The sequence below is a fragment of the Pseudomonas sp. 008 genome (genome assembly GCF_016861935.1).
Taxonomy (GTDB): domain Bacteria; phylum Pseudomonadota; class Gammaproteobacteria; order Pseudomonadales; family Pseudomonadaceae; genus Aquipseudomonas.
This window is the reverse complement of the sequence record NZ_BOMA01000014.1, coordinates 140,539-154,609: the sequence shown is the minus strand read 5'-3', so window position 1 is coordinate 154,609 and position 14,071 is coordinate 140,539. Positions and strand designations below refer to the sequence as shown.

Genomic DNA, 14,071 nt, shown 5'->3' with positions numbered 1-14,071 from the left:
TCTGGATGTGCGTGCACCTGACTAGACATTGCTCGGTCAGCGCATTGATACAATGTTCAAGCTTCGAGTTGTGTGAAGCGCTGAAACGGACAGGCTGCCTGTAGCTGCTTGCTGAATGTGTTCGCTCCACCAGATCATCATTGGGCGCCTCCGCTCTACGTAATCCGCACGGTTGTAAGCGCTACGCACCTCATCCTTGTCGACGTGTGCAAGTGCAACCTCGATAAGCTCGGGGTCCCAACCCTGCTCATTCAAAATGGTGCTAGCCATGGATCGCATGCCGTGGCTTACCAAGCGCCCTTCAAAGCCCATTCGCTTCAGAGCCATACTTGCTGTTTGGCTATTGCAGTGAGTGCGTGGATCTCTGTCGGCTGGAAAGACGAATTCGCGGTGGCCGCTGTAAGGTTTGATCGTATCCAGTAGAGCGAGAGCTTGCTCCGTCAGGGCATCCGGAACGGTGTCTTGCGCGTGTAAGTCAATTGCCGGGACAGAGGATTCAGACCCACCGAATAGCGCACGGCGTATCTCTTCTTCCGTCAACTCTGTATGCATAGTATTTCTCAGAATGGTCTCATCTATAGCGTTACCGATTCCATCAGTGTGGCCGAAATTTGTAGTAATAGTCGCTGGGTCAGACCCCAAGCAATAGAGCCACCGGATACTGGCGAGCGTCAGCGCCTGGCCGGCAGCTTTCATTCGGATGAGAGCATATTGATGCTGCAAGCTTGTGTTGTTGCGGCTTCACATTTACGCTTTGCTCCGTCGCGGTCAATCCCGTGACCGGGTGTCAGAACCTGAATTGTTCGAGGCGCATGGCGCCATAGCCAGCAATTAAGTGCTTACAGAGGCTTAGCTGCTGCTTTTCTATGGCGGTCCGTGCGGGGCAGGCTTCGGCCTGGCCGGTTCCCTCGGACGCCGGTTTCTGACCCCCGTACGGTCCGCCACCCATTTCGTGTCAGAACGGCTGGGTGGACGGTTCCTTAACTGTCCGAGGAGATAAGGAAAATGTCCTGTCCCCCTTTTAAGCTCGTGCGCCGCCCTAGCCGTTTGTTTCGTATTGCAAACTATCTCGGAGGATTCCGCGATGTTTGATCTCTCGCTTCTAATTAGCCTCCCCAAACCAAGCACCATCGATACTGCATCGCTTACCCCTGAAGATGCCGCGATTAAACTACGGCAGGCTGCCACTCTTCGGCTTAATGGAGCACAGAGTATTCTGCTTCATTTTCCGCAGGACGTTGAACTGGCTGTAGAGCTGCTGGATGACGCTGCAGTGTTGTTCGACAAGGCGTTCCGATATCTGACGGGTATGCCTGCTCAACGAATTCATCAACAGATTGGTGAGTACTTTTCCGTCCCGTCCGCTGACGGCTGTCCGGGTATTCGAACGCCCTGGGGCAATGAATTCGGCCCAATGATAGAGGACGGCGTTCGTTGTGCTGAGACCTGGCTTGATGGCTCATCACTACCGTTATGGTGGGCTCTGGCGCAGAATCGAAAACGTCATCGCCCGGGTGATCCCCAAGAAGCGTTCGAGGCCGGTTTTCTGCTGCGGTTGCAGCAGGCGCTGGTCATGGGGCGTGAAGCCGCCACTTCCCAATCAACCAGCTTTGATGCTTGAGGCTGTATTTGACGTTTGAGATTTTGCTTTTTCCGCCAAACCCTCCGACCCAGCGATCTTTGATCGCGCCGGTCGGAGGGTTCACTCGCTTTTTTCGAAGCCACTTCGTTCCACCATCTCATTTTGAATTTCAATTAGCGTCGCGCCCTCGTTTACCCATCAGAAATTACTTTTCGAGTGCCGCTCCAGTGTAAGAACGGATCTTGCCGTGGTCATGGCTAGAGAAGTGGCGACACCGGCGACATCGGCGACAACCCACGCCTGACTTGGCCTGGAGCGTGGCGACAAAAGCGGCGACAGTCGCCACTTTTTGCACGCTTTGGTCGTGACGCTTGACCGTCTTTTCTAGTGCGTATAAAAATTGGCGCACGGACCGCTGTCGTTGACAGCACCAGCCCAGGTAGCCAAAACCTTTAAGGCTACGCCACTTGCGTGGTGGTTCTCCCGAAGTGCGATTAGCGTCCGGCGGCTCGCACGGTCACTCCGCAAAAGTGATGGATGCCTACTCGACTTATCTGCCCACTGCGGCGGACGATGGACCTTCCTCGCTGCGCTGCAGCAACTTCATCTCTCGGCACACTTAGCTGCGCCAATCCGCGCCCGTCTCTTTCTCCTGGAAAGAGACGGGCGCTCGTACCACTGCTGCAAGCCACGTCGTACAAGGCATTGCCGCAACTCTCCTCGTGACAATCGGCCTGACAAATCCGATTCGTCGCCATCCGCAACGACACAGGCACCGGTGCCGCAGCCCATGGAAAGGCTGCACCTGACTGACAGTCAGGCATGCCCCAGGCGTCGATGTTGTTGCCTTCTCCCACTCAGGATCTCCAGGTGCCGAACTCGTCAGTCGGTACAGCCTCCGCCCGCCCGCATTTTCGGATGCGCTAAGAAGGCCAGATTCATGGGTTCATGCCCTCGCTCCCGGTCGTAAGGAGCCGTACGTTCCGCGTCAGTGAACACCTCACAGGCCGCAGGGGCCTTGATCCCTGATAACACTCAACAGCCGTGGCGGGCGTACGTGAGGACAGCCAGCAATCACTGAGGAAAGGGCCATGCAGCAGTTAGATCCGAAGCTTGAACTCCCACGATCCCCTCGATCGTTAATCGAGTCGAATCCCGTGGCTGAACCTTATCCGGTGCAGGCACTTGGTGGAATTCTTGGGCCCGCGGTTGAGCGCATGGCCGAGGTCATCGGCGTGCCTCAAGCACTGGCAGCACAATCGGTCTTGGCTGCCTCGGCGCTGGCCACCCAAGGTCATGCGGGCTTACTCCTCGACGGTCGAAGCTATCCACTGTCGCTGTACCTAATTACAGTCGCCGCGTCAGGTGATCGCAAGACGGCGGCAGACCGATTTGCATTGCTGCCCGCACGGCAATGGGAGCGTGAACAGTGGCAGCGCTACCGCGAACAGCTCGCCCGGTATCGCGCCGCACAGCGACAGGCGCAGCATATCAACCCAGCCGATCCCGACTCCGCAAACGGCCTGCCGCTCGAAGCGGAGCCCTCGGCACCCCGGCTGATCACCACAGACCCGACTATCGAGGCCCTGATCAAAGGACTCTGTCATGACTTGCCTAGCATGGGCCTGTTCTGTGACGAAGGCGGACAGTTCCTCGGCAGCAGCACCATGAGTCGGGATAACCGTTTGAAAGCGGTCACGACCTTGTCGTCACTCTGGGACGGTAGCCCGATTGATCGCGCACGTTCCATGGTAGGCGAAAGCCTTCGGGCTTATGACCGACGCTTGAGCCTGCACCTCATGCTGCAGCCGTACTTGGCCATGCAGTTACTCAGTGACCCGTTGCTGCAGGGGCAAGGCATCCTCGGTCGTTGCTTGATGACCTGGCCCACCAGCCTGGCCGGACAACGGAGTTATCAGGCTGTCGACTTGTCCAAAGACGCCGCCCTGAAGCGATATCACCGCCGCCTTTCGGCCCTGTTTTATCAGCCCTGGTCGCTTTCCGCTGATGGTGCCTTGCAGCTATCACCGCTTAGCCTCAGTCCGTTGGCCCGCCGTCGCTGGATTGATTTACATGATGCTATCGAAGCCCAGTTGGGTGAATTTGGTGAGCTGGCCAGCGTACGGCCTAGCGGATCGAAGGCCGCCGATAATCTGCTGCGCGTCGCCGGTATCCTGGCAGTCGTAGAGGACAGCGGCGTGGTAGAGGTCGACCATATCCAACGGGCCTCCGCCTTAATCGGTTACTACCTCACGGAGATCCAGCGCCTGACCGAACATGAGCCGGTGTGCCGGGTAAAGGAGGAGGCGGACCGGCTACTGCGCTGGCTGCAGGTCAAGGATTGGAAGCGCTTCAGTATTCGGGAGCTGAACCGCAACGGTCCCCGCTTTGCCCGTAAGAGCAGTCGTCACGCCGCCAAGCTGCTGGTCGAGTTGATTGATCATCACTGGCTGATCACCGACGGCCACACTTTCGAGGTGCGCCATGTTCAATCTTGATGAAGCGCTACGTAACCATCTGGCTCTGCGCAAAAAGGAGCCAAAAACTCGGTTTGTCGCCGCTACTGTCGCCACTTTGTCGCCACGCTCAAAGCCAGGCAAGCCACGGGTTGTCGCCGGTGTCGCCGATGTCGCCACCACCCATAAAACTATCACCTCGACGACAGCCATCATTCAATGGTTGAAAGAGGAGGAGGCGCATCTCTACGTCGCCGACAACACGCTGTGTTTTCGCCCGACTGATTGGGCCCAGTTCGCCATCGTAAGTGCGAACTGGCGAGCCCTTTTGCATGATCTAGTTACAGTCGATCAGGAGCAGAGAAATGGCTCGGGTCGGTAAGCGATCTGGGCGTAATTTCGGCTTCGGTCGCCAGCTCAGCTATGCCGGACCGCAAGCCCTGAAAGCTCTGTTTGGCGATGGCCATTTTGGTACCGTCAAAGCCCATAGCGATCGCTGGCAGGCATTCGTGCAATGGTGTCGATCCGAGGAGGGACCGGGACTCAACGACGCGCGACAGATCGACCGTGAGATCCTCATGCGGTACGCCTTCCATATGCGCGAGCAAGTTGAGCAGGGCAACGTCGGCATCGCCACCGCGCAGAACCGCCTGTCCAGTGTTAACCGAACGCTGGCCGCGCTGCGCGGTGATCAGTACGTCAAAATCCCCAGTCCGAGCAAGGCGCTGGGCTTGCAGCGCTCAAGCGTTCGTAGTGAGGCACCGCAAGGCCAAGACCGTGTGCAGGTCAGACTGATTGCGCAAGCGCTGTTAGATCGTCAGCAGGAGAGGGTGAGTGCCATTGTGCTCCTTGCTCGGGAGACCGGTATGCGCCTGCGTGAAGCGATCTTGGCCGACCTGCCGCGCCTGCAACGAGAGGCTCAGCGACTGGGAAAGATCAATATCCAAGATGGCACCAAAGGTGGTCGATCAGGTGCATCGGCGCCGCGCTGGATTACGGTCACGGTTCACGCCCGAGAGGCCCTGGATAGAGCCAGCGATGCGTCGCCCAGTGGGAGTCGGAATTTGTTGGAGCCCGACGAAAGTTACAAAGACTTCGTACAGACAGTTGTGCGGCCGGCACGGGATATCCTGCATGAGCATGGGTTGAAAGGTTTTCATGACCTACGGGCGGCTTACGCCTGTGAGCGCTATGAGCAAATGACCGGCTTCCCTGCCCCCGTCAATGGCGGTCGTGTTCATCGAGAAGATCGGGAGCTTGATCAGCGTGCACGACAGCAGATCAGCCATGAGTTGGGACATAACCGCATCGATGTGGTGAGTGCCTACATCGGAGGTCGGCGATGAAGTTTGAATTCGACATGGCGTTGTTTCTGAGCCCTGTGCTCAAAGGTGCGCATGCCACGCGGCAAAGGCACATCAGACAGGCAGAAAGGATGCACGAGGTAATTCGTGAGCGCTGGAGTTGCGCAACTCCTTGGTCTTGGAGGGACAAACACGTGAGATGGTTTCTGGAGCACTACCTGCGATGCTCAGCACCAGCGACCGTCTACTACTACGAATTGACAGCAGGGTTGATCCGCCGCAGAAAGGCGCAACTCGTGGTTGCCTGATAGACCTTTTAAGCGTGAGCCCCTGAGTATGGGAATGCGGAGCCTTCCCATACACAGGGGCTTGGCCGAAGAAGCGCAGGCATGCGAGAGATTTAGCGATAGTCGTCATTTCTGTCGCCATGCTCCACGACACGGATGGCATGGATTGTCGCCGGTGATGCTTAGCGTATCGGCACCACGTTACGGTCCCTGGTTTGATTGATGGCAGATGCCGACAGGCTGCCGGTGGCCGCCTTCTGGATATGTTCACTCCACCAGGCCATCATCGGACGCCGGCGTTCGATGTAATCCGTCCGGTTGTAGGCGCTACGAACTTCGTCCTTGTCGACATGCGCCAGCGCGACCTCGATCAGCTCCGGATCCCAGCCATGCTCATTCAGGATGGTGCTCGCCATCGAGCGCAAGCCGTGGCTGACTAGACGGTCCTGAAAGCCCATGCGCTTCAACGCCATGTTGGCGGTTTGGCTATTCGCGTGGGTGCGCGGGTTTCTATCTGACGGGAACACATATTCCCTGTGGCCACTATGGGGCTTAAGCGTCTCCAATAACGAGAGTGCATGTTCGGTCAGCGGGATTGTGTGCGGACGACGCTTTTTCATTCGCTCCGGAGGGATGGTCCAGATGAGTTTGTCGAAGTCGATGTCTGCCCATCGAGTGGTGGCCGCCTCGGCAGGGCGGGTCATGGTATGAAGTTGCCATTCGATCAGGCAGCGGGTCGTCCGCTTGATGCTGGCATTCGCGATTTCCATCATGAGCTCCGGAAGCTCATCAGGTGGTAGCGCTGCCATGTTCTCTTTCTTAGGTTTCTTGAACACCGCTCGAATTCCGCTGAGAGGGTTGGCAAGGATCATTCCGGAATTGACCCCGTAGGTCATGATCTCGTTAAGGCGCTGGCTCACTCGCTTAACTGTCTCGAGGCTGCCTTTGGCCTCAATCGGACGAAGGAGCTTGATGACCATCGGGGCGCTGACTTCCGAGAGAGGCGTTGATTTCATGCTCGGAAAAACATGCAGTTTGAGGGAGCGCCAAATATCTTCGGCATACGCTGGCGTGACGGAATCCTTCTTCAGCTCGAACCAGGCAGTGGCCACGTTCTCGAAGGTGTGTTCCGTTTCCGCTCGTTTGGCTTCCTGCAGCTCATTGCGCTGAGCTTTTGGGTCGATGCCCTGTGCAAGCAGCTGTCTGGCCTCAACGGTTTTCTTCCTCGCTTGCGCAAGAGAAACCTCGGGATAAGAGCCGAATGCCATGTTGATTCGATTCTTGGTGACGGGATGACGGTAGTTGAAATTCCACTGCATCGAGCGATTGACCCTGACTCGCAGCTGGAGCCCGTCGCCATCCGTGAGGACGTAATCCTTGTCTTTCGGTTTGACCGCCTTGAGCTGGCGGTCGGAGAGGCGGGTGGTTTGAGCGCACATGAGAAGTACTCCATGACACCTTTTGGTATTCCCAAGATTAGCGCCGGGTAGCCGGGAATACCATTGGGAATACCAAACGGCCTGGAACTCAAAAAAACTAGAAAGCCCCCCGTAGCCCTGAAACCCCCGTATTTACTGAATTTCAGGCACAAAAAAAGACGTCCGTGGACGTCTTTAGATGATGAAGTGGTGGAGCCGGGGGGAATTGAACCCCCGTCCGCCAGTACTCCGCTGTCGGTACTACATGCGTAGCCGTGTCTATTAAGTTAACCCTCAGCGACCCGACGGGCAGGGTGCTTTGGGCGAGTTGTGTAAGTTTTAGCCGCTTCGTCCACAACGTACTGCACGGCGATTCTGTTCTATATGACAATCACTTTGGGTTTACAGACATCCCCTGATGATTGCTGGACCCGAAGGTACCAGGAGGGAAGGGCTAAGGCTGCTTACGCAGCGAGAGCGTATTCCCCGTAGGTTTCGTCATTGGCAACTATAGGAAGTTGCAACAGTGGATTTACGACTTCTGTTACCAAGTCGGCATGCACCTAAAGTTTCGCAACCGGCGTCGAATCCAAAGCGGCCCCGAACCTGCTGTGTGTAACCAGCAGGTAAGCGAAGTGTACGCCAATACGCGCGGCGAGTCGACCTTCTGTCCTTACCTGCATGTTATCTGGCCTGGCCCTAATGGCTATTCATGTGGCTTTGAATGTCCTGAAGCGCTTGCTGCGCCAGGGAAACACACTCTCTGTCGTTGTTGGAGGCGTGGGCGGCCTTGGCTTGTTCGGCTTTGGTGACGACGACACCTTTGGTGGCGGCGTCCAGCGTGGCTGCGCTGGACAGCTTACTGTTGACCTCCTGGAGCTTCATTACGCATTGATCGCTATCGTTTGAGGCGTATGCGGAGGAGGCCAGCATTGTTGCAGCGATGAGCAGTCCAGCCAGGGCGGAACGCTTCATGGGTATCTCCTGGAACGGGGGTGGGGATTGGGCCACGCTGATTGGGGCTTAACAAATGGACTGTGACGGCGTGCAAGGGTTCTGTTTTCGCTTGCGAGGGAGTGAAAGATTTTCCGGGAGGAGGGTGCGAAACAGGGGCAATGACGCCTAACGCACAATCCCTGTGGGAGCGGGTTTGTGCATTAGGCGTTAATGCCCCTTCTTTTTGTGCTTCGGTGTCAGACCGCTCTAGCCCGGGTCACTCGATCCACCAGATAAACCAGCCCGTGGTAGTCAATTCCACCGTGTCGTGTCAGACCAATCTCACAGGTGCGGCTGGTGGAGATCCCTTCGCTGCATTGTTGTACCGCGTCCTTCAGCGTGCGTAACGAATGGGCGTTCAATTCCGGCGTGGTGAAGCCTTTGTCGCCAGCAAAACCACAGCAGTGAATGCCTTCCGGAATGACCACGTTTTTACTGCATTTGCGCGCCAGATCGATCAACGCCTGGCTCTCGCCTAGATGCTGCGTGCTGCACGTGACGTGCACCGCGATCGGCGCTTCCTGCGGGGTGAAGTCCAGTCGATCCATCAAGTGAGTGCGGATGAAACGCACCGGGTCGTACAGGTCCAGTCGTACGTCGCCCAGGTCCTGAACCAGCCGCAGCGTGCAGGGGCTGGTGTCGCAGTAGATCGGGTCGAGCCCGCCGCGGCTGGCGTGCAGCAGCGCGCCGATCAGTTCCTGACGTTTGTGTTCGGCCTGTTCGGCGTAGCCCTTGGAGGCGAATGGCTGACCGCAGCAGAGGTTGTCCTGATTGTCTGGAAAGACGACCTGGTAACCAGCCTTTTCCAGCAGGCCACGGGTTTTGTCGTACAGCGACATTTGCTCTTTATCACCCGCTGCCGGGCCCATGACCCGCGACACGCAGGCCGCGAGGTACACCACCCGAGGGCGTTTGTCCGACACGCTCGGGCTGAAGCGAATGGCCTTTTCCGGTTGTGGCATGGCGTTGGTCCATTGCGGAACCTGGCCTTTGGACAAGCGGGTCAATGTTGCCGAAAGCTTCGCCAAACGTGGTGCCCCCAGCAGCATTCGTGCTCCGTTGGCGACGTGCAGGGTGAAGCGCGCGCCTTGTAACGCAGTGGCGAAATTGCCTTCAATCCAGTTGGCGGTTTTCGTATGGCTCGCGTTACGGCTACGGAGCTTTTTCACCAGCTCGCCGGTGTTGATGCCTACAGGGCAACGTTGTGCACACAGGCCCGTGGCGGCGCAGGTATCGATGCCCTGATATTCGTAGGCCTGTTCCAGTTCGGCGGTGTCCATGCCGGCGCGTTTCTTCGCCTGGATGTCACGCCAGATCACGATGCGCTGGCGTGGGCTCAGCGTCAGGCCTTTCGACGGGCACACTGGTTCGCAGAAACCGCATTCGATGCACTTATCCACAATCTCATCGGCGGCGGGCAGCGGCTTCAGGTGTTTGAGGTGGATCTGCGGATCGTCGCTGAGCACCACGTCCGGGTTGAGAATGCCGTTGGGGTCGAGCAGGTTTTTAAGCTGCCACATCAACTGGTAGGCATCGCTGCCCCATTCCAGTTCGACGAAGGGCGCCATGTTGCGCCCCGTGCCGTGTTCGGCTTTCAGCGAACCACCGAATTCCACGGCCACCAACTGCGCTACGTCGTCCATGAACGCCTGGTAACGTGCGATTTCTTCCGCGCTGTTGAAGCCTTGGGTGAAGACGAAGTGCAGATTGCCTTCCAGAGCGTGTCCGAAAAGGATCGCTTCGTCGTAGTGATGTGTGTCGAACAGCTCGATCAAGCGGTTCACGCCGATGGCCAGTTGTTCGACCGGGAAGGTCACGTCTTCGATGATCACCGTGGTGCCGGTTTTGCGCACCGCGCCGACGGCGGGGAAGGTGTCCTTGCGGATCGCCCAGAGCCGGGCGTTTTCCACAGGGTCTTCGGTGAAGTCGACTTGTTTCTCTACCGGAAAGCCGGTCAACGACGCCATGATCTGCGCCAGTTGTTCCTGCAGCAACGTGGAAGAGGCGGCGCGGGATTCGATCAGCAGAGCGCAGGCATTAGACGACAGTTGTTGTACGAAAGCCGGCATGCCGGGTTTGTCCTGCACTGAGCGCAGGCTGCGACGGTCCAGCAGTTCCACGGCCGACACCGGTTGGCTTTTCAGGACGGTGACGGCGTTGCAGCAGGTTTCCACGTCCGGGAACACAATCAGCGCCGACGCCTTGTTCGGGTGGTCGATCACCGTGTCGTAGGTCACCGCGCTGATGAACCCCAGTGTACCTTCGGAACCCACCAGCAAGTGGCTCAAGATATCCACAGGCTCGTCGAAGTCCACCAGGGCATTGAGTGACAGCCCGGTGGTATTTTTCAGACGGTATTTGTGGCGAATTTTCGCAGCCAGTTCGGCATTGGCGCGGGTCTCGCGGCCCAGCGTCGCCAGGCGCGCCAGCAATTCGGCGTGACTCTTTCGGAACGCCGCAACACTGCTGGGGTCTTCGGTATCGAGTCGGCTGCCATCGGCCAGCACCAGACGAATGCCGGCCAGGGTGTGATAGGTATTTTGCGCTGTGCCGCAGCACATGCCGCTGGCATTGTTGGCGACGATGCCGCCGATTTTGCATGCATTGATCGACGCCGGATCCGGGCCGATCTTGCGTCCGAACGGTGCCAGCCACGCATTGGCCTGCGCGCCGATTACGCCCGCTTGCAGGCGGATTTGCGTGCCCTGGCCACGGATCTCGCGACCGTTCCAGTTATCCCCCAGCACGATCAGCACCGAGTCACTGATGGCCTGGCCAGACAGGCTGGTGCCGGCGGCACGGAAGGTCACCGGGACGTGGTCCCGTTGCGCCAGTTTGAGCAGCGCCACTACTTCGTCTTCGGACTCGACGCGGATCACCAGTTTTGGAATCAGCCGATAGAAACTGGCGTCGGTGCCGAAGGCCAGGGTCGACAGCGGATCGTCGAAACGTCGTACTTCAGGAATCAGTTGCTGCGCATCGCGCAGAAAAGCCGCCGGTAGACTCATTGGTCCTCCAGGATCAACACCACCAGGTCTTTCGGGCCGTGGGCACCGTAAGCCAGCACTTGCTCGATGTCGGCAGTCTTCGACGGGCCGGACACCAGCAAGGCGTTGGTCGGCATGCCTTGGGCCCATTCGAATTCCTGCTGCACCTGATAGAAGTTGTCGCGGATTTCACTGGCCTTGAGCAGGGCGAAATGCACCGGCGGCACCAGGCTCATCAAGCGCGGTTCTTCCCGCGTCGGCCAGAGAATCAGGCTACCGGTCGCGGCGATCGCACCGAGGGTGGTGGTCAGGCTGGCCGGGGTGTCGTTGAACAACTCGGCTTTCCATTCCTCGACCGGGCGGTTGTAGGCTTTGAGCGCTGGCAGGCCAGGATTTTTCGCCCAATGCTCGGTGATGCGTTGCCCGTGGGGCGTCGTCGGCGCAATCAGCAGGCTCGGCAACTGGCGATCCCGCAGCAGTTGCGCGAGCAATTCGGGCCAGCCTTCTCTGGACGTCAGATGGATTTCGGTGTGCACCGCTTCCATCAGTTTGCGCAGTTGCGAAATGCGTTGTTCCGGCGTGTAGGTGTAAGGCTCGGTCACCAGTTCGACATCGAAGTTGTCAGCCACCGGCGTGGTGCCCGTCAGACTGTTGCGCAATTTGGCGAGGATATTTTGCTTGGCGCTCATCAACGGTCCCCCTGTTTGGCCAGATGCTCGCGGGCCATGTCATGCAGTGAGCGGGCCGCGGGTTTCGGTGCGCTGTGGTTCTGGGTCCATGGGCCGACGTTGTTCGGTGTCAGCGCTCGCAGGCGAGTGGCGAAGAAGCCGAACAGGCGATAAAGCGTTGGCGAACTGTTGAGCCTGGCCCAGGCGTTCCAGATAAATCGTTCTTTGCGCGAATACTTGCTGCCCTGACCGCGCATCACTTGATGTGGGCTGTCCGGCGCTTTGACGTTTTCTTCCCGCAGGCGACGCAGCAATGCAGGGATCGGAATTTTTACCGGACAGACTTCACCGCAGGCGCCGCATAACGACGAGGCACTCGGGTGGTCGGGGACTTTCGCCAGACCGACCATGTGCGGGGTGATGATTTTTCCGATAGGCCCAGGGTAAACCTCGCCGTAGGCATGACCGCCGATTCGGGTGTAGACCGGGCAATGATTCATGCAGGCGCCGCAGCGGATGCAGTTCAGGGTCTGGCGTAATTCGCTGTCGGCAAATGCCTGGCTGCGACCGTTGTCCAGCAGCACCAGGTGCACTTCCTGTGGGCCGTCGAGTTCATGTTCCTTGCGCGGGCCGGAGATCATGTTGACGTAGGTGGTGATCGGGATGCCCAGGGCCGAGCGGGTCAGCAGCGACAGGAGTGGGACCACGTCGCGCAGGTTTTCCACGACTTTTTCGATGCCGGTGACGGCGATGTGCACCGGTGGCACCGCGGTGGTCATCCGCCCGTTGCCTTCGTTTTCCACCAGCAGCAAGGTGCCGGTTTCGGCCACGGCGAAGTTGACACCGGAGACGCCGATGTCGGCTTCGAAGAATTTCTGCCGCAAGACTTTGCGACCGATCTGAATGAGTTGGTCAACGTCCTTGGTGTACTCCACGCCAAGTTTGTCGTGGAACAAGGACGCGACCTGACCGGCATTCTTGTGGATCGCCGGCATAATGATGTGTGAAGGCTTCTCGTGGTCGAGCTGGACGATGTATTCACCCATGTCCGACTCCAGGCATTCAATGCCTTGAGCTTCGAGGACATGGTTCATCTCCATCTCTTCGCTGACCATCGATTTGCCCTTGATCACTTGCCGCCCCTCGTGAGCGCGGATGATCGACAAGACGATGCCATTGGCTTCGTCCACCGTTTCCGCCCAGTGCACTGTCACACCGTTGCGGGTCAGGTTCTGTTCAAGCTGCTCGAGCAGGTCGGGCAGCTTGGATAATGCACGGGCGCGGACCGCATTACCCAGCGCTCGCAAATGTTCTCTTTCATGGGCATCGCTGAAGGACGCTGCCCGTTTGTTCATCAGTGAATCCATCGCGCTGCGAAAGTTGTTTCGCAATTGCGTGTCAGCCAAAGCCTTGTGAGCCCGGCTGCGAAAATCTTCTTCTACGGCGACCGTAGGAATAATCGTGGAGCTGCTCATCGGGCACCTCCGGTTCGCTGCCAAAGGAAGCTGGCCAGATGCTGACCGCGCAACGCCTCCTGCTGTTTCTCCAACGAGCCGTTGATGTTCATCAAGCAGCCGCAGTCGGCGCTGAGTACCTTGTGCGCGCCGGATTCCTTCAACGCACGGGTCTTGTCAGCCACCATCGCACCGGAAATATCCGGCATACGGACGCTGAAAGTCCCACCAAAGCCACAGCATTCACTTTCGTGGCTGTGGTCGACGCGCTCCACGTTGCTCAGCTGCGCCAACAACTCACGGCCATGCAAGTGGGTGTTCATTTCACGACGTGCCGAGCACGACGTGTGCAACGCCACTTTCACCGGTTCGCCGCTGTCCTTGAGCTGCACCTTGCAGACAAACAGCAGGAACTCGGCAAGTTCGTAAGTCCGTGCCGCGAGGGCCTGAACCTGTTTCAGCGTTTGCGGCTCGTCCTTGAACAGGTCGGCATAGTGTTCGCGCAACATGCCCGCGCAAGAACCCGACGGCACCACCACCGGATAATCCCCGGCAAACAACGCCAGTTGCGAGCGCGCCACGGTCCGGGCCTGTTCGGTGTAACCCGAGGTGTAGGCCGGTTGCCCGCAGCAGCTTTGCCCTTGCGGGTATTCGACACGAATACCCTCGCGTTCCAGCAGGTGGATCGCATCCATCCCGGCTTCGGGGTAGAACAGATCCACCACGCAGGTTCCGAACAGGTACACCCGTGACGGTTTTTCGCTGGGGTATTGCCGAGGTTCAGGCAGTGGCGGGGCGACGCGGGTCGCGTTCGGCACAGCGTTGTAAAAAAGCTCGCTCATCAGGCGTGTCTCCGGGTGGTCCCGGTTATCCGTCCGCTGAGGCTGCTGAATATAGAGAGAGAAGCTTTCAGCAGCCT

At 58.3% G+C, this 14,071-nt stretch carries 11 protein-coding genes, 1 other RNA gene and 1 pseudogene; 5 read left to right on the top strand and 8 right to left on the bottom strand.

Annotated features, from left to right (window positions below; genetic code table 11):
• Nucleotides 1-36: 36 nt before the first annotated feature.
• Nucleotides 37-444: pseudogene (locus JUI81_RS25115) on the bottom strand (tyrosine-type recombinase/integrase); the annotation flags it as partial.
• A 640-nt stretch (nt 445-1,084) separates the two neighbouring features.
• Between JUI81_RS25115 and JUI81_RS25110 the strand changes: the two are divergent.
• From JUI81_RS25110 to JUI81_RS31885, 5 genes are all read left to right on the top strand, one after another.
• Nucleotides 1,085-1,621: a LasR-specific antiactivator QslA gene (locus JUI81_RS25110; RefSeq protein WP_204125258.1), complete on the top strand. Its 537-nt coding sequence runs from the start codon at nt 1,085-1,087 to the stop codon at nt 1,619-1,621.
• 1,052 nt (nt 1,622-2,673) lie between these two features.
• Complete coding sequence (locus tag JUI81_RS25105; RefSeq protein ID WP_204125257.1) at nt 2,674-4,080, top strand: YfjI family protein; 1,407 nt, start codon at nt 2,674-2,676, stop codon at nt 4,078-4,080.
• Nucleotides 4,067-4,420 (top strand): hypothetical protein, encoded by a 354-nt coding sequence (locus JUI81_RS25100; protein ID WP_063323001.1) that lies wholly within the window; start codon nt 4,067-4,069, stop codon nt 4,418-4,420. Before JUI81_RS25105 ends, JUI81_RS25100 begins: the two co-directional genes overlap by 14 nt.
• Entirely contained in the window at nt 4,404-5,384 is a 981-nt protein-coding gene (locus JUI81_RS25095; RefSeq protein ID WP_204125256.1) for an integrase domain-containing protein, read from the top strand. Before JUI81_RS25100 ends, JUI81_RS25095 begins: the two co-directional genes overlap by 17 nt.
• Complete coding sequence (locus JUI81_RS31885; protein ID WP_008029818.1) at nt 5,381-5,650, top strand: hypothetical protein; 270 nt, start codon at nt 5,381-5,383, stop codon at nt 5,648-5,650. The genes JUI81_RS25095 and JUI81_RS31885 overlap by 4 nt, the downstream gene beginning before the upstream one ends.
• Nucleotides 5,651-5,811: 161 nt before the next feature.
• Here the strand turns inward: JUI81_RS31885 and JUI81_RS25090 are convergent, their stop codons facing one another.
• From JUI81_RS25090 to JUI81_RS25060, 7 genes are all read right to left on the bottom strand, one after another.
• Nucleotides 5,812-7,068 (bottom strand): integrase domain-containing protein, encoded by a 1,257-nt coding sequence (locus JUI81_RS25090; protein WP_204125255.1) that lies wholly within the window; start codon nt 7,066-7,068, stop codon nt 5,812-5,814.
• Nucleotides 7,069-7,255: 187 nt separating this feature from the next.
• Nucleotides 7,256-7,649, bottom strand: a transfer-messenger RNA (tmRNA) gene (gene ssrA / locus JUI81_RS25085).
• Between the two features lie 97 nt (nt 7,650-7,746).
• Nucleotides 7,747-8,022, bottom strand: coding sequence for a hypothetical protein (locus tag JUI81_RS25080; protein WP_019582464.1), 276 nt, complete (start codon nt 8,020-8,022; stop codon nt 7,747-7,749).
• Between the two features lie 218 nt (nt 8,023-8,240).
• Nucleotides 8,241-11,051, bottom strand: a complete 2,811-nt coding sequence (locus tag JUI81_RS25075) for an FAD-binding and (Fe-S)-binding domain-containing protein (RefSeq protein WP_204125254.1) — start codon at nt 11,049-11,051, stop codon at nt 8,241-8,243.
• Nucleotides 11,048-11,719 carry a lactate utilization protein gene (locus tag JUI81_RS25070; protein WP_018929465.1) on the bottom strand — a complete coding sequence of 224 codons (672 nt, stop codon included), beginning with the start codon at nt 11,717-11,719 and terminating at the stop codon, nt 11,048-11,050. The genes JUI81_RS25075 and JUI81_RS25070 overlap by 4 nt, the downstream gene beginning before the upstream one ends.
• The gene (locus JUI81_RS25065) at nt 11,719-13,173 is read right to left on the bottom strand and encodes a LutB/LldF family L-lactate oxidation iron-sulfur protein (protein ID WP_204125253.1); all 1,455 of its coding nucleotides are present in this window, start codon (nt 13,171-13,173) and stop codon (nt 11,719-11,721) included. Before JUI81_RS25065 ends, JUI81_RS25070 begins: the two co-directional genes overlap by 1 nt.
• On the bottom strand, nt 13,170-13,994 hold the full coding sequence (locus tag JUI81_RS25060) for a (Fe-S)-binding protein (protein ID WP_018929467.1): 825 nt from the start codon (nt 13,992-13,994) through the stop codon (nt 13,170-13,172). Before JUI81_RS25060 ends, JUI81_RS25065 begins: the two co-directional genes overlap by 4 nt.
• Between the last annotated feature and the right edge of the window lie 77 nt (nt 13,995-14,071).